Below are 16,220 nucleotides of genomic sequence, written 5' to 3' on the forward strand. Positions count from 1 at the left end.
CGGTTCCTGCCTCGGACAGGCCTGAGCCAGGAGAAGCCGGGGTGCGGGGATGTCAGGCTGCTTGCGGCGCCATCTCGATCGCCTTGGCACCGGTCAGGTTGATCAGCCGGTGGCCCCGGTTGCGGGCGTGGCGCAGCGAGCGGACCCAGTCGTAGAGCGTGCCCAGCCGGTTGCCCCAGCCGACCAGGAACATCACGTGCACGGAGCACCAGAGCAGGTAGGCGAGGTATCCGGTGATCGTGACGCCGCGCACGTCGGCCACCGCCTGGCGGGCGCCGATCGTGGCCATGCTGCCCTTGTCGACGTAGCGGAAGGGGGACGGCGTGCGTGTGTCGCCCTGCACCCGGTCTGCGATCAGCTTGCCCACGTAGGTGCCCTGCTGCATCGCCACCTGCGCGACGCCGGGCAACCGGTCGGGCGTGGTGACCATGTCGCCGATCGCGTAGACGCCCTCCGCGCCGGGGAGGCTGCAGTCCGGGCCCACGGCCAACCGGCCTGCGCGGTCGGTCGGGGTGCCGGTGGCCTCGGCGAGCATCGCGGCCAGTGGCGAGGCCTGCACCCCGGCCGCCCAGATCTTGGTGCGGGCGACGATCCGGTCCTGCCCCGTCTCCCCCTTCACCGTGATGGACTCGTGGTCCATGTCCGTGGCGGCGGTGTTCAGGCGGACCTCGACGCCCATTTCCTCGAGCCGGCGCCGGGTGTAGGCCTGCAGCTTCGGCGCGAACGGGGAGAGCACCGAGGGGCCCGCGTCCAGCAGGATGATCCGCGCCTGCCGGGTGTCGATCGAGCGGTAGTCCTCGGGGAGCACGTGCCGGGCGAGTTCGGCCAGCTGGCCGGTGATCTCGACGCCGGTCGGGCCGGCCCCGACCACGACGAACGTCAGGTGGGCCTCGCGCTCCGCGTCGTCGGTGGCGAGCTCGGCCAGCTCGTAGGCACCCAGAATGTGGCTGCGCAGCATGCGTGCGTCGTCGATGGTCTTCATGCCCGGCGCGAACTGCGACCACTGCGGATGCCCGAAGTAGGCGTGCGTGGCCCCGCCGGCGACGACGAGGTAGTCGTAAGGCAGCTCGAGGATCCCCTCGGTCGGGGTGGCTGCTCGGACCACCTTGCGCTCGAGGTCGATGTCGTGGACCTCGGCGAGCACCGTGCGGGTGTTGCGCTCCTTCCGCACCACCCGGCGCAGCGCCGGCGCGATGAGGCCGGGAGGCAGGGTCCCGGTCGCGACCTGGTAGAGCAGCGGCTGGAACAGATGATGGTTGGCGCGGTCGACGAGCGTCACGTCGACCTCCGCGCGGGCGAGCGCCTTCGCGACCCGGACCCCGCCGAACCCGCCGCCCACCACGACGACCTTGGGGCGGCGGCTCTTCTCCGGGCCCCCGAGAGCCGAGTTGTGCATCTTCGTGTCCCCTCCCTGGCGGCGGCCGCCGACGTGGCCACCGGTCAGCGGCGGCGACGCCCGGGCGACCTACTGCTTTTCTTGCCTTCGTTCGGTAAGGCGGCTCTGAGTCCGTTGAGCCGGACAGCCCTGTCGCTCAGCGGTGAGCAGGCCTGGATGGACGACGATGAACGCCGTTGTTCGCGGTCTGCTTGTCGCACTCGACCCGGTTCCGGCCCTTCGGGAGCTGCCGGTCGTCGGAGGCTGACGAGAGAAGGATGCTGGCCGTGCGCCTGGCGGCCGATCCCGTTTGCCCTACCGGCGCAGGGGCGTTCCCGCCAATTCCGGTGGGGCTAACCCCTTCGGGGAGGCGAACCGGTAGCTCGCCTGCGGGCTGCCGTGGAGGTGGTGTATGGAGACGACCACCGCATGAGCCTTCACCTCAAGCCTCTGCGCAGTACCGGGGTCGAGCATCCCTCGCGAGCCGGGAACGCCTCATATGACAGAACGCCGCAAGCTGCTGCGCTCGATCTTCAGCTGGGCCGGCGAAAGCAAGAGCAGGTCCGCTGGTCCTGCGGTCCACGAGATGCTCGGCCGTCGCTCCTCGCCGCCTTGTCCTGGTGCCCATCCGTCCTCGGCCCGCGGGTCGCGGTCGTGACCAACGCCGGCGGAGTACTCGCTGTCGACGCGCTCGCCCATGAGCGCCTGGTCGACGCCGAGCTCGCGCCGGCCACACAGACCCGCTTGCGGGAGAGCCTGCCGGACGACCCCGAGCGGTCGGAGCACCCCCAGGTGCGGGTGCACGATGAGTGCGCGGGACGGCCGGAAGGACGACGGGCGGCGCTCCACCACCGGACGTGCGCGCCGTGTGCGTGCGCCTGTAGGGCCGGCGCCAGCCCCGTCGGCCCGGCGCCGACCGCGGGGACGTCCGGTCGTGGAGTCACGCAACCGAGACCAGGCGCCACCACTGGGGTCCGCCGGCCTTCGGCAGGGCGCGAGCCGCCAGCGAGGGATCGCGGAGCAGCTCGTCCCGCTTCAGCCCGGGTAGCACCTGGTAGTGGATCGATCCGCGCACGCACACCAGCGCGAGCACCCGCCAGAGCGCGCGGGAGTAGGCCTGGGCGAGCGCCGGGTCGTCCCACTCGTAGAGACCGCGGTAGACGCCGTGCTCGTCGTGGGCCAGCCACAGCTTCGAGACGTAGCCGGGGAACCCCACGAACAGTGGCGTGTTGAGCAGGCTCTCGACCCGGAACGCGGCGTGAGCGAGGCGACCGCGCACAGCCCGGAGCCGGAACTCGACCACGAGCACGCTCGGACACCGCGGCTCCGGGCGGTCGACGACCGTCTCGCGGTACACCCGGGCCGAGGTGCCGTCGGCGAACCGCAAGCGCGTTCCCAGGTGGCTACGGGGCAGGTGGACCCGGCGCCGGGCCAGCAACACCGCCGTGGTCGCGGCGCACCGGACCAGCGCGCGAACGGCGCATGCCACCGGGAGGGGCTCCTGCTCGTTTGTCGTCACGGTGTCGGTCACGTCGTCCTCCCGTCGGGTGTCGCCACCCCGGGGAGCCTGTCCACCCGGACCGGGACGCGGCAGGGACGAACGGCAGGAAAACGGCCGGAATGCGTCCGGTTGCCGCGCCCGCGCCGCGCGCCCCGGGCACTCGCGCAGGGGGAGCGGGAGGGAGGTCCGTAGAACACCACCACGACGTCGGAAGGCCCGAGATAGCGGGGGAGCGTCCGCGCATCGAGTCGGGACGTAGGGCCCTGCTCGGCGTCCGAGGCACGGACCACCGTGGTCGGAATGACCGGTCTCCCGTTCCTGATCCCGAGTGCGCGGGATATCACCCCGCCAGTCCGTCGGCAGCCGACCGGGGCGCTCCCGTGAGCCGCTCGGCGGGGCCGAGCCCGCTGCTGGAAGCGGCACTGAATCTGGCCCGGTTCCACCAACAGCACGAGCGCTTCTACAGCACGTCTCCGCTGGAGACCGCGTTGCGGCTGCACCGACACGCCCGCACCCTGTCGGCGCTGGCCGACCGGTGGACCGTCGCCGTGCCGTCCGTCCGTCGGAGCCCGAATCCGTTCGCGGGCGCGGACGATCTCAACAGCGAGGCCGCGACTGCGCTCGACGGTGTGCTGTTCATGGAGGGCGAGGGGCGCCCGGCCGAGATCACCGCGATGATCCGCGAACTCCGTTCGCAGGCCGAGGCCTTCACCGGGGGCGGCGAGTGGCTGGGGAACGCCATGCGGTCCTCCTGGGAGACAGCCGCGTCGATGCTGGAGTTCGACGGGCTGGCCGAGGTGATGGGCGAGCGACACCGGATCATCAGCAACGACTGGCTGGCCGCGCACATGCAGTCGCTGATCGGGGTCTTGCTGGCTCGCGCCGCCGACATGCTCGAACGCGTCGACCTCGACCCCGCCGCTCTGCGCGCCGATCTGCGCGGTTCACGGACGGGGCCGGCCCGGGTGTACGCCGTCGCCGAGGTCATCTCGCGGGCGGCCGACCTGTGCTGCGAATCGGCTGAGCTGGTGCACGACAACGAGCGTCGGTGGCGAGTGTGCCGGAATCGGACCCAGCAGCTGGTGGAGGCGATGGGCGTCGACGTCGCGACCACCGGGGCCGCAACCGGCGGAGGCGGGAAGGAGCCGGGCACGAGCGGGGATCCGTCGGGTCGGACGAGCCCTCAGTGAAGATGCCGCTCACCGCTCGGAACCCGGCGGAGCCTGCCGCGGTGCGGGCGGCTCGGTGGGCCGGAAGGCGACGAACGGGTGGGTGCGGACGAACTCCCGCAACGGGACGTCGTCACGCAGGTTCCCCCAGCCGAGAACCGTGCTGATCAGGCGCATCCGGCGCGGGTGCTCACCGCGGAACTGCACAGCGACGTCGATCGCCTCCTCCTCGGTGAGGAACCGCTGCTGCGGGGTGAACGTCCGTCCGCCCAACTGAACCTGGGTGGCGGGCTCTGCCCGCAGGTTGCGGTACCAGTCCGTCTGCGGACCCCAGCCGGCACAGATCACCGCCTCGCCGCTGGCCTCGTCGTGGCGCAACACCATGGCGACCGACTGGTGCGAACGCCCCGTCCTGCGCCCGACGTGGGTGAAGGCAAGAAACGTGCGGCCGACCGCCGGCCCGGCGTTGTGCTGGTAGGCCTTCAGTGGCAGGCGGAAGATCGCGATCGCCAGTCGGCCGGGCTGCCTGCGCAGCCCGAGCAGGTGCCGGCCGCCGCCGGGAGACCGGGGAGTGCCCGAAGGGCTCACAGTCCTCACCTCCGCGGAGGGTCGCGACGCGGTGCATGGTGCTGGGGCAGCGAACGACGCGATCGGCAGGCCGTCCAGTGACGATGGTCCTGTCCGTCTCGGGTGTGCGGAGCTGCCGGCGTCCGGAGGACACTCGACGCCCGCGCTGGGGGAGTTCACGAGCAACCTCCGTGTGCGGCTCCTCCCGCCGTCCGGACCGACCGGCTGCGACGCGTCCTTCGTCTCCGCTCTGCAGGTCATCCGCCCGTGGGGGGTGGCCCAGGCGGTTCCTATCGTCGAAGGCGTCACAAGGCCGGTGAGCGAGGTGGTGAGCGTATGGAACGCGCCCTGGTGGTCTACGAGTCGGTGTTCGGCGACGCCCGCACGATCGCGCATGCAGTCGGCGACGGGCTGTCGGCGTTCCTGAGAGCGGACGCGGTCGCCGCTGCCGAGGCCCCGCCAGAGCTCGGCCCCGACGTTCGGCTCCTCGTCGTCGGCGGGCCCAACCACGCGTTCGGTATGCCGCGGCCCTCCACCCGGGAGGGGGCGGTGAACCAGCACGGCGCCGTCATTCCCGACGTCGCCACGGGCCTGCACGAGTGGCTGGAGGCCGTCCGGGTTCCTCGGAGAGGGCTCGCTGCCGCGGCATTCGATACGCGCAGCGGGGGACACCGGATCCTGGTGAAGATGGACCACGCGGCACGCACGGAGGAGAAGCTCCTCGGCAAGCTCGGGGCGGTGATCCTCGCCCCGGCCGAGCACTTCTTCGTCGCCGACACCAAGGGGCCGCTGGTCGACGGCGAGGAGGACCGCGCGCGCACCTGGGGCCGGACCCTGGGCGAGCTGGCTGCCGCCGCAGCCGGCAGGCGGTGAGTCCCGGGTCGCGTGGCGGGTCGGGGGCGTCGCGAGGCCGAGCGGCGACGAGGGACCATCGCGAACGCTCTGAAGCCCGGTGGCGGCTTCCGACCTGCGGCACCTCGATGCCAGTGCCTCGTGCGTGCGAGCATAGGAAGCCCTGGATCAGCCGGTCGAGGCCGTCAGCGCAGGAGACCGCGCTGCGCACGAACACCGAGATCACCCGTGAGATCGCGCGGCTCACCGGCGAGCTGCACCGGCGGCTGGTCGAGGGGCGTTAGCCCGGGCGCGTTCCGCCCGGTGACGACCGATCCACCGGTAGGCCTCGTCCACACCCCACACGATCACGGGCATCGGCAGGAGGAGCAGCAGCGCCCAACCCGGGAGAGCCGCCGTGCCGAAGACGGACTGCAGTGGCGGCAGGTAGATCACGGCGGCGGCGAAGGCGACCTCGAACGCGATGCCGGCGAGCAGCAGGCGGTTGCTGCCGATGCCGATGCGCCACAACGAGGTGTGGTCGGTGCGAGCGGCGAAGGCGGTGCCGATCTGGCAGGCGACGATCGCGGCGAAGCTGGCCGTGGTGGCCTGCAGGTAGGCGTGGTGCAGCGGTGCGCCGGGGCCCGTGGCGGCACCGGGGGTCCAGCCGCCGCGAGTGAGGACCAGCAGGAACAGCGCCAGCCCGAGAGCGGCGGAGACGACGCCCATCGTCCCCCACGCGCGCACCAGCATTCGCCGGTCGATCACCCCGCGGCCGCGATGCTGGGGCGGTCGGGCCATGAGCCCGGGTTCGGCCTTCTCCCGCCCGAGGGCGAGCGCGGGGAGGGTCTCGGTGCCCAGGTCGACGGCGAGGATCTGCAGCACGGTCAGCGGCAGCGGGACCAGCCCGCCGGACAGCGCGAACAGCAGGAACGGCACGACCTCCGGCACGGCGTGGGCGAAGATGTAGAGCACGAACTTGCGCACGTTGTCGAAGACCCGCCGGCCCTCCTCGACCCCGGCGACAACCGTGGCGAAGTTGTCGTCGGTGAGGATCATCGTGGCGGCCTCGCGGGCGACCTCGGTGCCCTCGCGCCCCATCGCCACCCCGATGTCGGCGTGGTGCAGGGCGGGAGCGTCGTTCACGCCGTCGCCGGTCATCGCGACGACCTGGCCGTCGGCGCGCAGCGCGTCGGCGATGCGGAGCTTGGCCTCGGGAGCGGCCCGGGCGAACACGATCTCCTCCTCGCCGGCCAGCAACTCGTGCAGGTCGGGCTCGATCATGGCGTCGAGTGCGTCGCCCTCGACGACGAGGTCGGCGCGCAGTCCGACGCGGCGGGCGATCTCGGCGGCGGTGCGGCCGTTGTCGCCGGTCACCACGTGCACCCGGATCCCGGCGGAGTGGCAGGCGGCGACCGCGGCGGCCACCTCCGGGCGCGGGGGGTCGAGCAGCCCGACCAGGCCGAGCAGCTCGAGGTCGGGCCCTTCGGCGACGTCGCGCGTCGGCGGGAGATCGTCGGCCCACGGGCGGCGTGCCACGGCGAGAACCCGTAGCCCGCGGCCGGCCATCTCGTCGACCGCGGCCTCGACCGCGGCCGTCCGGGCGGTCCCGAGTGCGCAGCGCGGGACGAGGACCTCGGGGGCTCCCTTGACATGGATCCAGCGGCCGCCCGACGGATCGCCGCGGAGGTCGTCCAGGGTGGCCATGGTTCGCCGGCGCGCGTCGAAGGCGAACAGCGCGCGTCGGTCCCGGTCACGGGTGTCGGCGCGGACGTCGGCTCCCGCCTCGGCGGCCATGGCCAGCAGCGCGAGCTCGGTCGGGTCCCCGGTGCCCGCCGCGGCGTCGGCGGTGGCGCAGCGCGCCACGGCGACCGCGAGCTCCCGCCCGGCCGCGGGGAGCGCGCGCCCGGCGGGGTCGCGCACGTCCTGCACCGTCATCCGCCCGACGGTCAGGGTTCCGGTCTTGTCGGTGCAGATGACCGTGGTGGACCCCAGGGTCTCGACGGCCGACAGCCGCTTGACCAGCGCGCCGCGGCGCGCCATGGCGCGGACTCCGCCGGCGAGGGCCAGGGTGATGGTCGGGAGCAGGCCCTCGGGGACGTTGGCGACCAGCAGACCTACGGCGAAGACGGCCGCCTCGGTCCAGCTGAGCCCGGCGAGCACACCGAGGGGCAGGAACGCGATCCCGACCCCGACCGCGACCGCCGCGATCAAGTAGGCGACCCGACGGACCTGCCGCTCGAGCGGGCTCTCGTCGGGCCCGCGGCGGCCGGTCAGCGCGGCGATCCGGCCGATCTCGGTGTGCGGGCCGGTCGCGTGCACGACGGCCTCGGCGGCACCGGCCACGCAGGCGGTGCCGCTGAAGACGAGCACCGGGGAGTCGAGCTTGCGGCCGGCCCGGTCCCGTGCGGCGGCGTCGCGCTCCACCGGGACCGACTCCCCGGTCAGGGCGGCGGCATCGATCTCCAGCGCGCCCGACAGCAGGCGGGCGTCGGCGGGAACCCGGTCGCCCTCGCCGATCAGCACGATGTCACCGGGAACCAGTTCGGCCGCAGCGACCTCGACGACGGTGCCGTCGCGGCGCACCCGGGACCGCGGTGGCAGGTAGCGGCCGAGCGCCTCGACCGCCTTGCTCGCCTGCGTCTCCTGGACGAACGCGAACACGGCGTTGAGCGCGACCACGGCGAGGATCGCCCAGCCCAGCTCGCGGGAGCCGGACACGAACGCCAGGAGTGCGGCGGCGATCAGCAGCACGGCGAGGGGGTGGGTGAACTGGCGCAGCAAGGCGCGCGGCCACTCCCGCCCGCGACGCTGCTCGAGCACGTTCGGGCCGAAGCGGTCGAGCCGGCGCGCAGCCTCCGGGGAGCTCAGCCCCGCCCGGGAGGACCGCAGGTCGCGAAGCAGGACGTCGACCGGCTCCCTGGGGTCCGCGTCCTCGGCGGCGTCGGTGCTCGCGGCGGTGTGCCGCGTGGTGCTGGTCATCGGCTCCGCTCCGGATCGATCCCCGTGGTCGCTCCCAGGCAACCCGTGCGCAGCCCGTGCCCTCAGGGGCCTTCGGCCCGTTCCCGCGGGCCGTCGGCAGTGCGGCTGGGCCGGCCGGGCCTCGGTCACGGCGACCGGAGGGACATCGGCGGCGCGGCGGAGGTCTTCGGACTCGTCCGCGGGCCCCGGGTGGGCGCCGACCCTGGCGGGCACAGCTCTCGCCGCACCGGATCGCCGAGTGCCCCGGAGGACCACATGATCGAGAAGTTGACCGACCTGCCCGACGGCGTCCTCGGCCTGCGGGTCGGGGGCCGCCTCACCCCTCAGGACTACGAGGAGATCATCACACCGATGGTCGACGAGGCGTTACGGGCGGGCGGCCAGCTGCGCTGTCTGATCGAGATCGACGACGACTTCAGCGGTCTGACGCCGCCCGCGGTCGTCGACGACGTCCGCCTCGGCCTGCGCACCATCGGGAGCTTCGACGGAGTCGCGGTGGTCACCGACCTCGCGTGGATCCGGACGCCCACGCAGTGGGCGGCATTCGTGGTCCCGTTCCCGATGCGCGTGTTCCCGAAGAGCGATCGGGGCCCGGCGGCCGCATGGGTCGCTGCGCTACCGGCCGGGGCCAGGATCGAGGTCAGCCTCGACGAGTCGACCGGGGTCGTCACCGCCGAGGTGAACGAGGCCCTGCGGATCGAGGACTTCGAGCGCCTCGCGGCGGCCGTCGACCCGTGGATGCGCGAGCACGGCGAGCTGTCCGGTGTCGTGCTGCACGTTCGGCGGGTGCCGGGCTGGGCGAGCCTGGGCAGCCTGATACGGCACATCCGGTTCGTGGTGGGTCACCAGGGCAAGGTCGGGCGTCTTGCGCTCGCCACCGACGTCCCGGCCGCGGAGGTCATGACGTCGTTCGCCGATCACGTCCTGCATCCGCAGATCCGCGCGTTCGGATACGCGGACCTCCAGGCGGCGCAGGCCTGGGCCGCCGGCTCGTGATCCGCGCCGGCCGCCGCCCGGCGGTCGCCTCCGGGGCCCGGGCCCGAAGCCGACGCCGTCGTGGCTCGGTGATGACGCCGACGCCGGCGTGGGGGTCGGCAACGGGCGCGGTGAGCGGGTGCGGGGCCAGCAGGACCGGGCAGCTCGAGGCCTGGAGCAGCATCCGGGCCAGGGTCCCCACGTCCCGGCCGCGGTGCCGGCCGACCACCACCAGCTGGGCCTGGTCCGAGAGCCCAGCACGGACCAGGCCGGGCCGCCCCGCTCGACGGTCCACCGCACCCGCAGCCCGGGGTGATCTGCCGTGACGGCTGCGGCGATGTCCTGCAGGGCCTGCTCGGCCTCCTCCCGATGGGACACCCGTTGCCGGCGTCCGAGCCGGCGGAGGACGTCGCCGGTGCTCTCTCCCCAGACGTGCGCCACGTGCAGGGCGGCGTCCCGTCCGGCGGCGAGCTCGGCCGCACGGCGGACAAGGGCCGCGCTGCCGGGGCGCCCGTCGACCGCGACCAGCACCGGCCGCGCGCGGTCCGGTACCGGTCGCCCCGGTGCAGCCCGGACGACCACGAGAGCGCAGGGGGCTTCGCGCACCAGCCGGACACCGGCACATGTCCTCGCCGGGCTGGGCGCGGACGCCGAACCGGACGGGCCGGTTCGTGCTCGTGGGGCCTGGCAGGGACGGCCTCGCGCAGCTCGTGCATCCGTTCCTCGAAGAACCGCAGGATCTCGACGGGGAAGGGCATGACGAGGGTGCTGTTCTTCTCGACGGCGACGTCGGCCACGGTCTGCAGCAGGCGCAGCTGCAGCGCACCAGGCGTGCCCGACATCCTGGCCGCGGCAACACTGAGCTGCTCGGACGCCTGCCGTTCACCGTCCGCGGCGATCACCCGGGCCCGCCGCTCGCGTTCGGCCTCGGCCTGCCGGGACATCGACCGGGTCATCTGCTCGGGCAGTGCGATGTCGCGCAGCTCGACCAGCTCGATGCGCACACCCCACGGCTGCTCGGTCGGCGCGTCGATCAGCGTCTTGAGCTCGGCGCTGATGCGCTGTCTGTCGGACAGGAGCGTGTCGAGGTCGGCCCGGCCGATCACCGTGCGCAGCGAGGCGACCCGCGAGACGGCGTTGCGGTAGTCCTCGATGTTGACGATCGCCTTGACGGGGTCGACGACCCGGAAGTAGACCGCGGCGTCGACCTGGACGGTCACGTTGTCCCGCGTGATCGCGCCCTGTGCCGGCACGGCCAGGACCACCACTCGCGTGCTCACCTTCACCCTGCGGTCGGCGATCGGGACGAGGAAGCGCATGCCGGGTTGACGGACCTCGTCGAGGGCCCGGCCGAAGCGGAAGACGACACCGCGCTCGTACTGCTGCACGAGCCGGATGCTGAGGACGGCGAGCAGCACGACGAGCACCGCCGCTGTGACGAGCCAGGTCAAAGTGGACGTGCAGCGGAGCATGACGCGGCGCGGGCGGCCGGCGCAGGTGCCGACGGACCTCGCACGCGCGGGCCTTCTACCTGCGCCGATCGGGCCCGGGCCCTTCGGCCTCGTCGGGACGGGCCGGAGCGCCGCTGCGCGGCGGGGTGTCGCGGGCAGACGGTGGAGCATCGCCCACACACGGGGAGGACGCATGGCGGGCATGGTCGGCGGCGCGGTCGTCGTCGGGATCGACGGTTCGGACCACGCCCTGCAGGCGGTGCGTTGGGCGGCGGCAGAGGCGCAGGGTCGCGGAGTGCGGCTGCGCCTGGTCGCCGCCGTCCACCCGCCGCGGACCGATCTGGTGCTCCCGCCCCGGGAGACGGACAAGCAGCACCTGACCCGCATGCGGGCCGCCCGCGGGCCGCTGAACACGGCGGCCGCGGCGGCCGCCGCCGTCGCGCCCGAGCTCGAGATCGACCGCGAGGTGATCGGTGGGGCGCCGGCCCAGGTCCTCGTCGAGGAGTCGACGACCGCGACGCTGGTGGTCGTGGGACACCGCGGCCGCGGTGGGTTCACGGGTCTGCTCCTCGGCTCCGTCGGGATCACGCTGGCCGCCGAGGCGACCTGCCCCGTTGTCGTGGTGCGCGGCCACACCGACCGGCCCTCGGGCGTCGTGGTCGGTGTGGACGGCACCCCGCTCGGCGACGCCGCGCTCGGGTTCGGGTTCGCCGAGGCCGCGCGGCGCGGCGGCCCGCTCGTCGCCGTCCGGGCCTGGGCGGAGGCCGCGCTCGATCCCTTCCTGGAACCCCTCCTGGACTGGGACGCGATCGCGGCGGACGAGCGCGAGGTGCTCGACCGGGCCCTCGCGCCCTGGGAGGAGGGATTCCCCGCGGTCGACGTGCGTCGCGTGCTGGTGCGGGCGAACGCCGCGAAGACGTTGATCGCGCAGTCGGGCACCGCGGCCCTGGTCGTGGTCGGATCGCGTGGGCGGGACGGCCTTCGCGGGGTGATGCTCGGGTCGGTCGGGCAGGCCCTGCTGCAGCACGCGCCGTGTCCGGTCGCGGTGATCCACGCCGCGGCCGCGAGAGCGGAGCCGGTGCCCGCCGACGTCGCAGAGGAGGTCGGGCGATGACACCGTTGGAACCGCGCTGGATCCGGCTCCTGTCCGAGGTCGCCGCGGGCGACGCCGGGGAGGTCGGCGGCAAGGCCGCGAACCTGGGCGAGCTGACCGGGGCCGGTTTCCCCGTGCCGAAGGGATTCGTCCTCACCGCCGACGCGTACCGGGATTCGACGGCTGCCGCGGGCGTCCAGGAGGAGCTGGGCATGCTGTACACCGGGGCGATCCGCGCGGCCTTCGAGCGGCAGCGCCAGGCGACCCTCGCCGGGTTCTGCGAGCAGATGCAGGACCTGGTACGCAAGTCCGGGCTCCCGCCCGACCTGGTCCGGCAGGTGAACACGGCGTATGCGGGCCTGGGGATCGAGGACCTGGGTCCGGTGAGCGTCGCGGTCCGGTCCTCGGCACTGGGCGAGGACAGCTCCGCGATGTCGTTCGCCGGCGTGCACTCCACGTTCACCGACGTCCGCGGGGCGAGCGAGCTCGTCGACCGGATCACGGACTGCTGGGCGTCGGCCTTGTCCCCGAGGGCGTTGGTCTACCGCTCCGAGTTCGGCGACAGCACGCCACCGGCAGTGGCCGTCGTCGTGCAGGTGATGGTGAACGCACAGCGGTCCGGCGTCGCCTTCACCGCCGACCCGATGACCGGACGCCGCGACCGGGTCGTGGTCGAGGCCGCGCTCGGGCTGGGCGAGGTCGTGGTGAGCGGGGCCGTCGAACCCGACACCTACGTCATCGCCGTCCCGGACCTGAGCGTGCAGTCGGTGCGGATCGGTCACCAGACCCACGAGATCGTGCGCGGGGCCGACAAGCGTGGCGTGAGCGTGCGGCTCACCGACGAGCGGGCCGGAGCCCGGGTGCTCGCCGACACGCAGGCGCAGGCCGTCGCGCGGCTCGCCATGCGGGTCCAGGAGCACTTCGGCCGTCCGCAGGACGTGGAGTGGGCGATGGCGGCGCAACAGCTCTGGCTGCTGCAGACCCGACCGATCACCACGAAGCTGGGATCCGAGGAGCCGACCGAGGAACCGGAGACGACGGGCCCGCCCCCCGGCACCGTGCTGGCCACGGGTCTCGGTGCGGCCCCGGGCCGCACGCACGGACCCGTCCGCGTGCTGCACGAGCCGCGCGAGGGGGACCGCCTGCGCAAGGGGGACGTCCTGGTCGCCCCGAGGACCGACCCTGACTGGCTGCCGACCCTTCGCCTCGCCGGTGCCGTGGTCACCGACCAGGGCGGGGTGACGTGCCACGCGTCCATCGTGGCCCGGGAACTCGGCATCCCCTGCGTCGTGGGTGCGCGTACCGCCTCGGTGGACCTGCCGGACGGCGAGCTGGTCACCGTCGACGGCGACTCCGGGACGGTGATGGAGGGCGGCGAGGAACGGGCCGTGCCGGTGGCCGCCGCCGAGGTCCGGACCGTCGAGCCGGAGCCGGCCCCCGTGCGGATCACGACCGGCACCGAGCTGCACGTCAATCTGGCGATGCCGGAGGCCGCGGAACGCGTCGCCGCGCTCGGCGTCGACGGTGTCGGGCTGCTGCGCGCCGAGCTCGCCCTTACCTCCGCACTGAAGGGCCGGCACCCCCGGGCGGTGCTCGCCGCGGGCGACGAGACCGGCTTCGTCGACGCCATGGCGGGTGCCGTCGGCCGCATCGGTGCCGCCTTCGCGCCGCGCCCGGTGCTCTACCGCACCACCGATCTCCGCAGCAACGAGTTTCGCGGGCTGCAGGGCGGCGAGGAGCACGAGCCGGTCGAGCGGAATCCGATGATCGGCTACCGGGGCGCCTATCGGTACCTGCGCGAGCCGGACCTGTTCGCGCTGGAGCTGCGCATGCTCGCCGAGGTCCGCGAGCGCTGGCCGAACGTGCACCTGATGATCCCCTTCGTGCGGACCCGCTGGGAGCTGGCGGCGGTGCTCGACCTCGTCGACGGCAGCCCGCTCGGCCGCCAGCGGGGGCTGCGGCGGTGGCTGACCGCCGAGGTACCGTCGGTGGTGCACTGGCTGCCGGAGTACGTCGGGCTGGGCATCGACGGCGTGTCCATCGGGAGCAACGACCTCACCCAGCTCGTGCTCGGGGTGGACCGTGACTCCGAGCGGCTCGCCGAGCTCTTCGACGAGTCGGACCCCGCGGTGCTCGCGGCGATCTCGTCGATCATCGAGCAGGCCACGATGCTGGGCGTGCCGACGTCGTTGTGCGGGCAGGCGCCGAGTCGCAAGCCCGCCTTCGCCGAGTTCCTGGTGCGCGCCGGGATCACGTCGATCTCGGTCAACCCGGACGCGGTCGACACCGCCCGCGCCGCGATCGCCGCGGCGGAGCGACGGGTGCTGCTGGAGTCGGCCCGGCGGACGGGACCGTGACCACTGTGGAGGGAGCCGATCGAACCGGTCGCCGGTCCGCTGTACTGAGCGGGCCCGCCGGGCGGGCCGGGACTTCGGCCCGGCCGAGTGCCCGTGCGGGGCGGGTCCTCCGGCAACGGGGACCGGGCCCGCCGTCCCTGCCGCTCCGACCGCATGCGGCGGAGGCTGACGACCATGACGACCATGACGAACACCGCGTACCCGGTCCGGGTCACCGGGCGGCTCGAGGGCGAGCCGTCGCGCTGGCTCTGGCTGCTCAAGTGGCTCCTGCTCGTGCCGCACCTGATCGTGCTGGTCGTGCTCGGGCTCGCGTTCTGGGTTCTGACCGTGGTCGCGTTCGTCGCGATCCTCGTCTCGGGCCGTTATCCCCGCAGCATCTTCGGGTTCAACCTCGGCGTGCTGCGCTGGGGATGGCGGGTCGCCTACTACGGCTACGCCGCGAACGGCACGGACCGCTACCCGCCGTTCACCCTCGCCGACCGCCCGGACTACCCGGCCCGCCTCGAGATCGACCACCCCGAGCGGCTGTCCCGCGGGCTCGTGCTGGTGAAGTGGTGGCTGCTGGCGCTCCCGCACTACCTGGTGCTGGTCTTCCTGATCGGTGCCGGCGGCACCGTCGTGTGGCGCATCGGCACCACCGGGGCGATCGGGTTCGACGGCGGCCTGGTGACCGTGCTGGTGCTGTTCGCCGCCGTCGCGCTGCTGTTCACCGGCCGCTACCCCCGCGGGTTGTTCGACCTCGCGCTCGGGTTCGACCGGTGGGTGCTGCGCGTGGTCGCCTACGCGGCGCTGATGACCGACGCGTACCCCCCGTTCCGGCTCGACCAGGGCGGCGCCGAACCGCTCCCGCTCCCACCCCCCGGGCCCGCGGGCGGGCCCGGGGAGCCCGCCGCCCTCGCGCCCGCGGCGGAACCGCCCGCCGCCACGCCGGGAGTCCCGCCGACCGTCTCCCGTTCCGGCGGTGCCGCGGTCCTGGATCGGCCCGTCGGCGCCGAGACACCCCCGTCGCCGCCGGTGGCGCCGGCACGGACGACTCCCGTCCCGCCGCCCTCTGCCGGCCGGGCCGTGGTGCTCGTCGTGGGCGCCGTCGTCACGGCGATCGCCCTGGGTCTGACCCTCACGGGGTTCACCGGCCTGGTCACCGACCGGGTCGGTCGCGATGCGGCCGGCTTCGTCGCCTCCGGTGTCGGCTCCGCCTCCACCCTCGGAGCAGCCCTGCGCACCGAGCCCGTACTGATCGACACCGGCACGGACACCGACGCCGTCGCGCGCGTGGTCGGGGAGGTCACCCTGCGGGCGAGCTCCTCCCGCGGTGGCGACGTGTTCGTCGGGATCGGCCCGACCGCGGACGTCGCCCGCTACCTCGACGGTGTCGCGCAGGGCGTGTGGCGTGGTGAGCTCGCGGCGGGCACCCCGCGGGTCGCCACCCGGGTCGACGAGCTGGCCGGGGTTGCGACCGTGACCCCGCCGGCGGCCCAGACCTTCTGGGTGGCCTCGGCCTCCGGTCCGGGCACCCAGACGGCACTGTGGACGCCCGGGCCCGGCAGCTGGACCGCCGTGGTGATGAACGCCGACGGCACCGCGCCCGTCGGGGCGGACGTCCAAGTCGGTGCCCAGGTGCCCGTGCTCGGCGCCACCTCCGCGGTCGCCCTGTGGACCGGCCTCGGCCTGTTGGTGATCGGGATCGTCGTCATCGTGGCCGGCGCGCGGACGCGCCGGGAACAGGAGGCAGTCCGATGATGTGGGGAGCGTGGGGGATGCCCGGAGCCGTGTGGTTGGTGGTCCTGCTCCTCGTGCTGCTGGCCGCCGCGGCCGGGGCCGCGGCGGGCCCCGGGGCCGCGGCGGCTCGGGATATAACACCGCACAACACCACGGACAGCAAAAGGAAGAGCCTGGGGGGGGGGGGGGGGGGGGCGTGG

At 73.8% G+C, this 16,220-nt stretch carries 10 protein-coding genes and 2 pseudogenes; 6 read left to right on the top strand and 6 right to left on the bottom strand.

The genetic code is table 11. The features are described from left to right. Positions 1 to 52: 52 nt before the first annotated feature. On the bottom strand, positions 53 to 1,396 hold the full coding sequence (locus AB0B41_RS26835) for an NAD(P)/FAD-dependent oxidoreductase (protein ID WP_358208050.1): 1,344 nt from the start codon (positions 1,394 to 1,396) through the stop codon (positions 53 to 55). Positions 1,397 to 2,315: 919 nt separating this feature from the next. Continuing rightward, positions 2,316 to 2,906 carry a hypothetical protein gene (locus AB0B41_RS26840; protein ID WP_358208052.1) on the bottom strand — a complete coding sequence of 197 codons (591 nt, stop codon included), beginning with the start codon at positions 2,904 to 2,906 and terminating at the stop codon, positions 2,316 to 2,318. 350 nt (positions 2,907 to 3,256) lie between these two features. Between AB0B41_RS26840 and AB0B41_RS26845 the strand changes: the two genes are divergently transcribed. After that, entirely contained in the window at positions 3,257 to 4,066 is an 810-nt protein-coding gene (locus AB0B41_RS26845) for a hypothetical protein (RefSeq protein WP_358208054.1), read from the top strand. Between the two features lie 9 nt (positions 4,067 to 4,075). On the opposite strand, the gene AB0B41_RS26850 is transcribed toward AB0B41_RS26845, so the two are convergent. After that, positions 4,076 to 4,633, bottom strand: coding sequence for a nitroreductase family deazaflavin-dependent oxidoreductase (locus tag AB0B41_RS26850; RefSeq protein WP_358208056.1), 558 nt, complete (start codon positions 4,631 to 4,633; stop codon positions 4,076 to 4,078). Between the two features lie 315 nt (positions 4,634 to 4,948). On the opposite strand from AB0B41_RS26850, the gene AB0B41_RS26855 reads away from it, so the two are divergent. Then, positions 4,949 to 5,485, top strand: coding sequence for a flavodoxin (locus AB0B41_RS26855; protein ID WP_358208058.1), 537 nt, complete (start codon positions 4,949 to 4,951; stop codon positions 5,483 to 5,485). A 222-nt stretch (positions 5,486 to 5,707) separates the two neighbouring features. Here AB0B41_RS26855 and AB0B41_RS26860 read toward each other — a convergent pair whose 3' ends face one another. After that, positions 5,708 to 8,425, bottom strand: coding sequence for a cation-transporting P-type ATPase (locus tag AB0B41_RS26860; protein ID WP_358208060.1), 2,718 nt, complete (start codon positions 8,423 to 8,425; stop codon positions 5,708 to 5,710). Positions 8,426 to 8,680: 255 nt separating this feature from the next. Here AB0B41_RS26860 and AB0B41_RS26865 point away from each other — a divergent pair, with 255 nt between their 5' ends. After that, positions 8,681 to 9,421 carry an STAS/SEC14 domain-containing protein gene (locus AB0B41_RS26865; RefSeq protein ID WP_358208062.1) on the top strand — a complete coding sequence of 247 codons (741 nt, stop codon included), beginning with the start codon at positions 8,681 to 8,683 and terminating at the stop codon, positions 9,419 to 9,421. A gap of 306 nt (positions 9,422 to 9,727) precedes the next feature. Here the strand turns inward: AB0B41_RS26865 and AB0B41_RS26870 are convergent. Together AB0B41_RS26870 and AB0B41_RS26875 are read right to left on the bottom strand one after the other, a co-directional pair. Beyond that, a pseudogene (locus AB0B41_RS26870) lies at positions 9,728 to 10,006 on the bottom strand (universal stress protein); the annotation flags it as partial. Between the two features lie 113 nt (positions 10,007 to 10,119). Further along, positions 10,120 to 10,872 (bottom strand): annotated as a pseudogene (locus AB0B41_RS26875) (SPFH domain-containing protein); the annotation flags it as partial. Between the two features lie 172 nt (positions 10,873 to 11,044). Between AB0B41_RS26875 and AB0B41_RS26880 the strand changes: the two are divergent. The 3 genes from AB0B41_RS26880 (at position 11,045) to AB0B41_RS26890 (ending at position 16,041) form a co-directional block, all read left to right on the top strand. Next, positions 11,045 to 11,965, top strand: coding sequence for a universal stress protein (locus tag AB0B41_RS26880; protein ID WP_358208064.1), 921 nt, complete (start codon positions 11,045 to 11,047; stop codon positions 11,963 to 11,965). Next, the gene (gene ppsA, locus AB0B41_RS26885; protein ID WP_358208066.1) at positions 11,962 to 14,301 is read left to right on the top strand and encodes a phosphoenolpyruvate synthase; all 2,340 of its coding nucleotides are present in this window, start codon (positions 11,962 to 11,964) and stop codon (positions 14,299 to 14,301) included. Before AB0B41_RS26880 ends, ppsA begins: the two co-directional genes overlap by 4 nt. Positions 14,302 to 14,484: 183 nt before the next feature. Beyond that, positions 14,485 to 16,041, top strand: coding sequence for a DUF4389 domain-containing protein (locus tag AB0B41_RS26890; protein ID WP_358208068.1), 1,557 nt, complete (start codon positions 14,485 to 14,487; stop codon positions 16,039 to 16,041). The last annotated feature ends 179 nt before the right edge of the window (positions 16,042 to 16,220 follow it).

It is taken from the genome of Pseudonocardia sp. NPDC049154, assembly GCF_040648315.1.
Lineage (GTDB): Bacteria > Actinomycetota > Actinomycetes > Mycobacteriales > Pseudonocardiaceae > Pseudonocardia.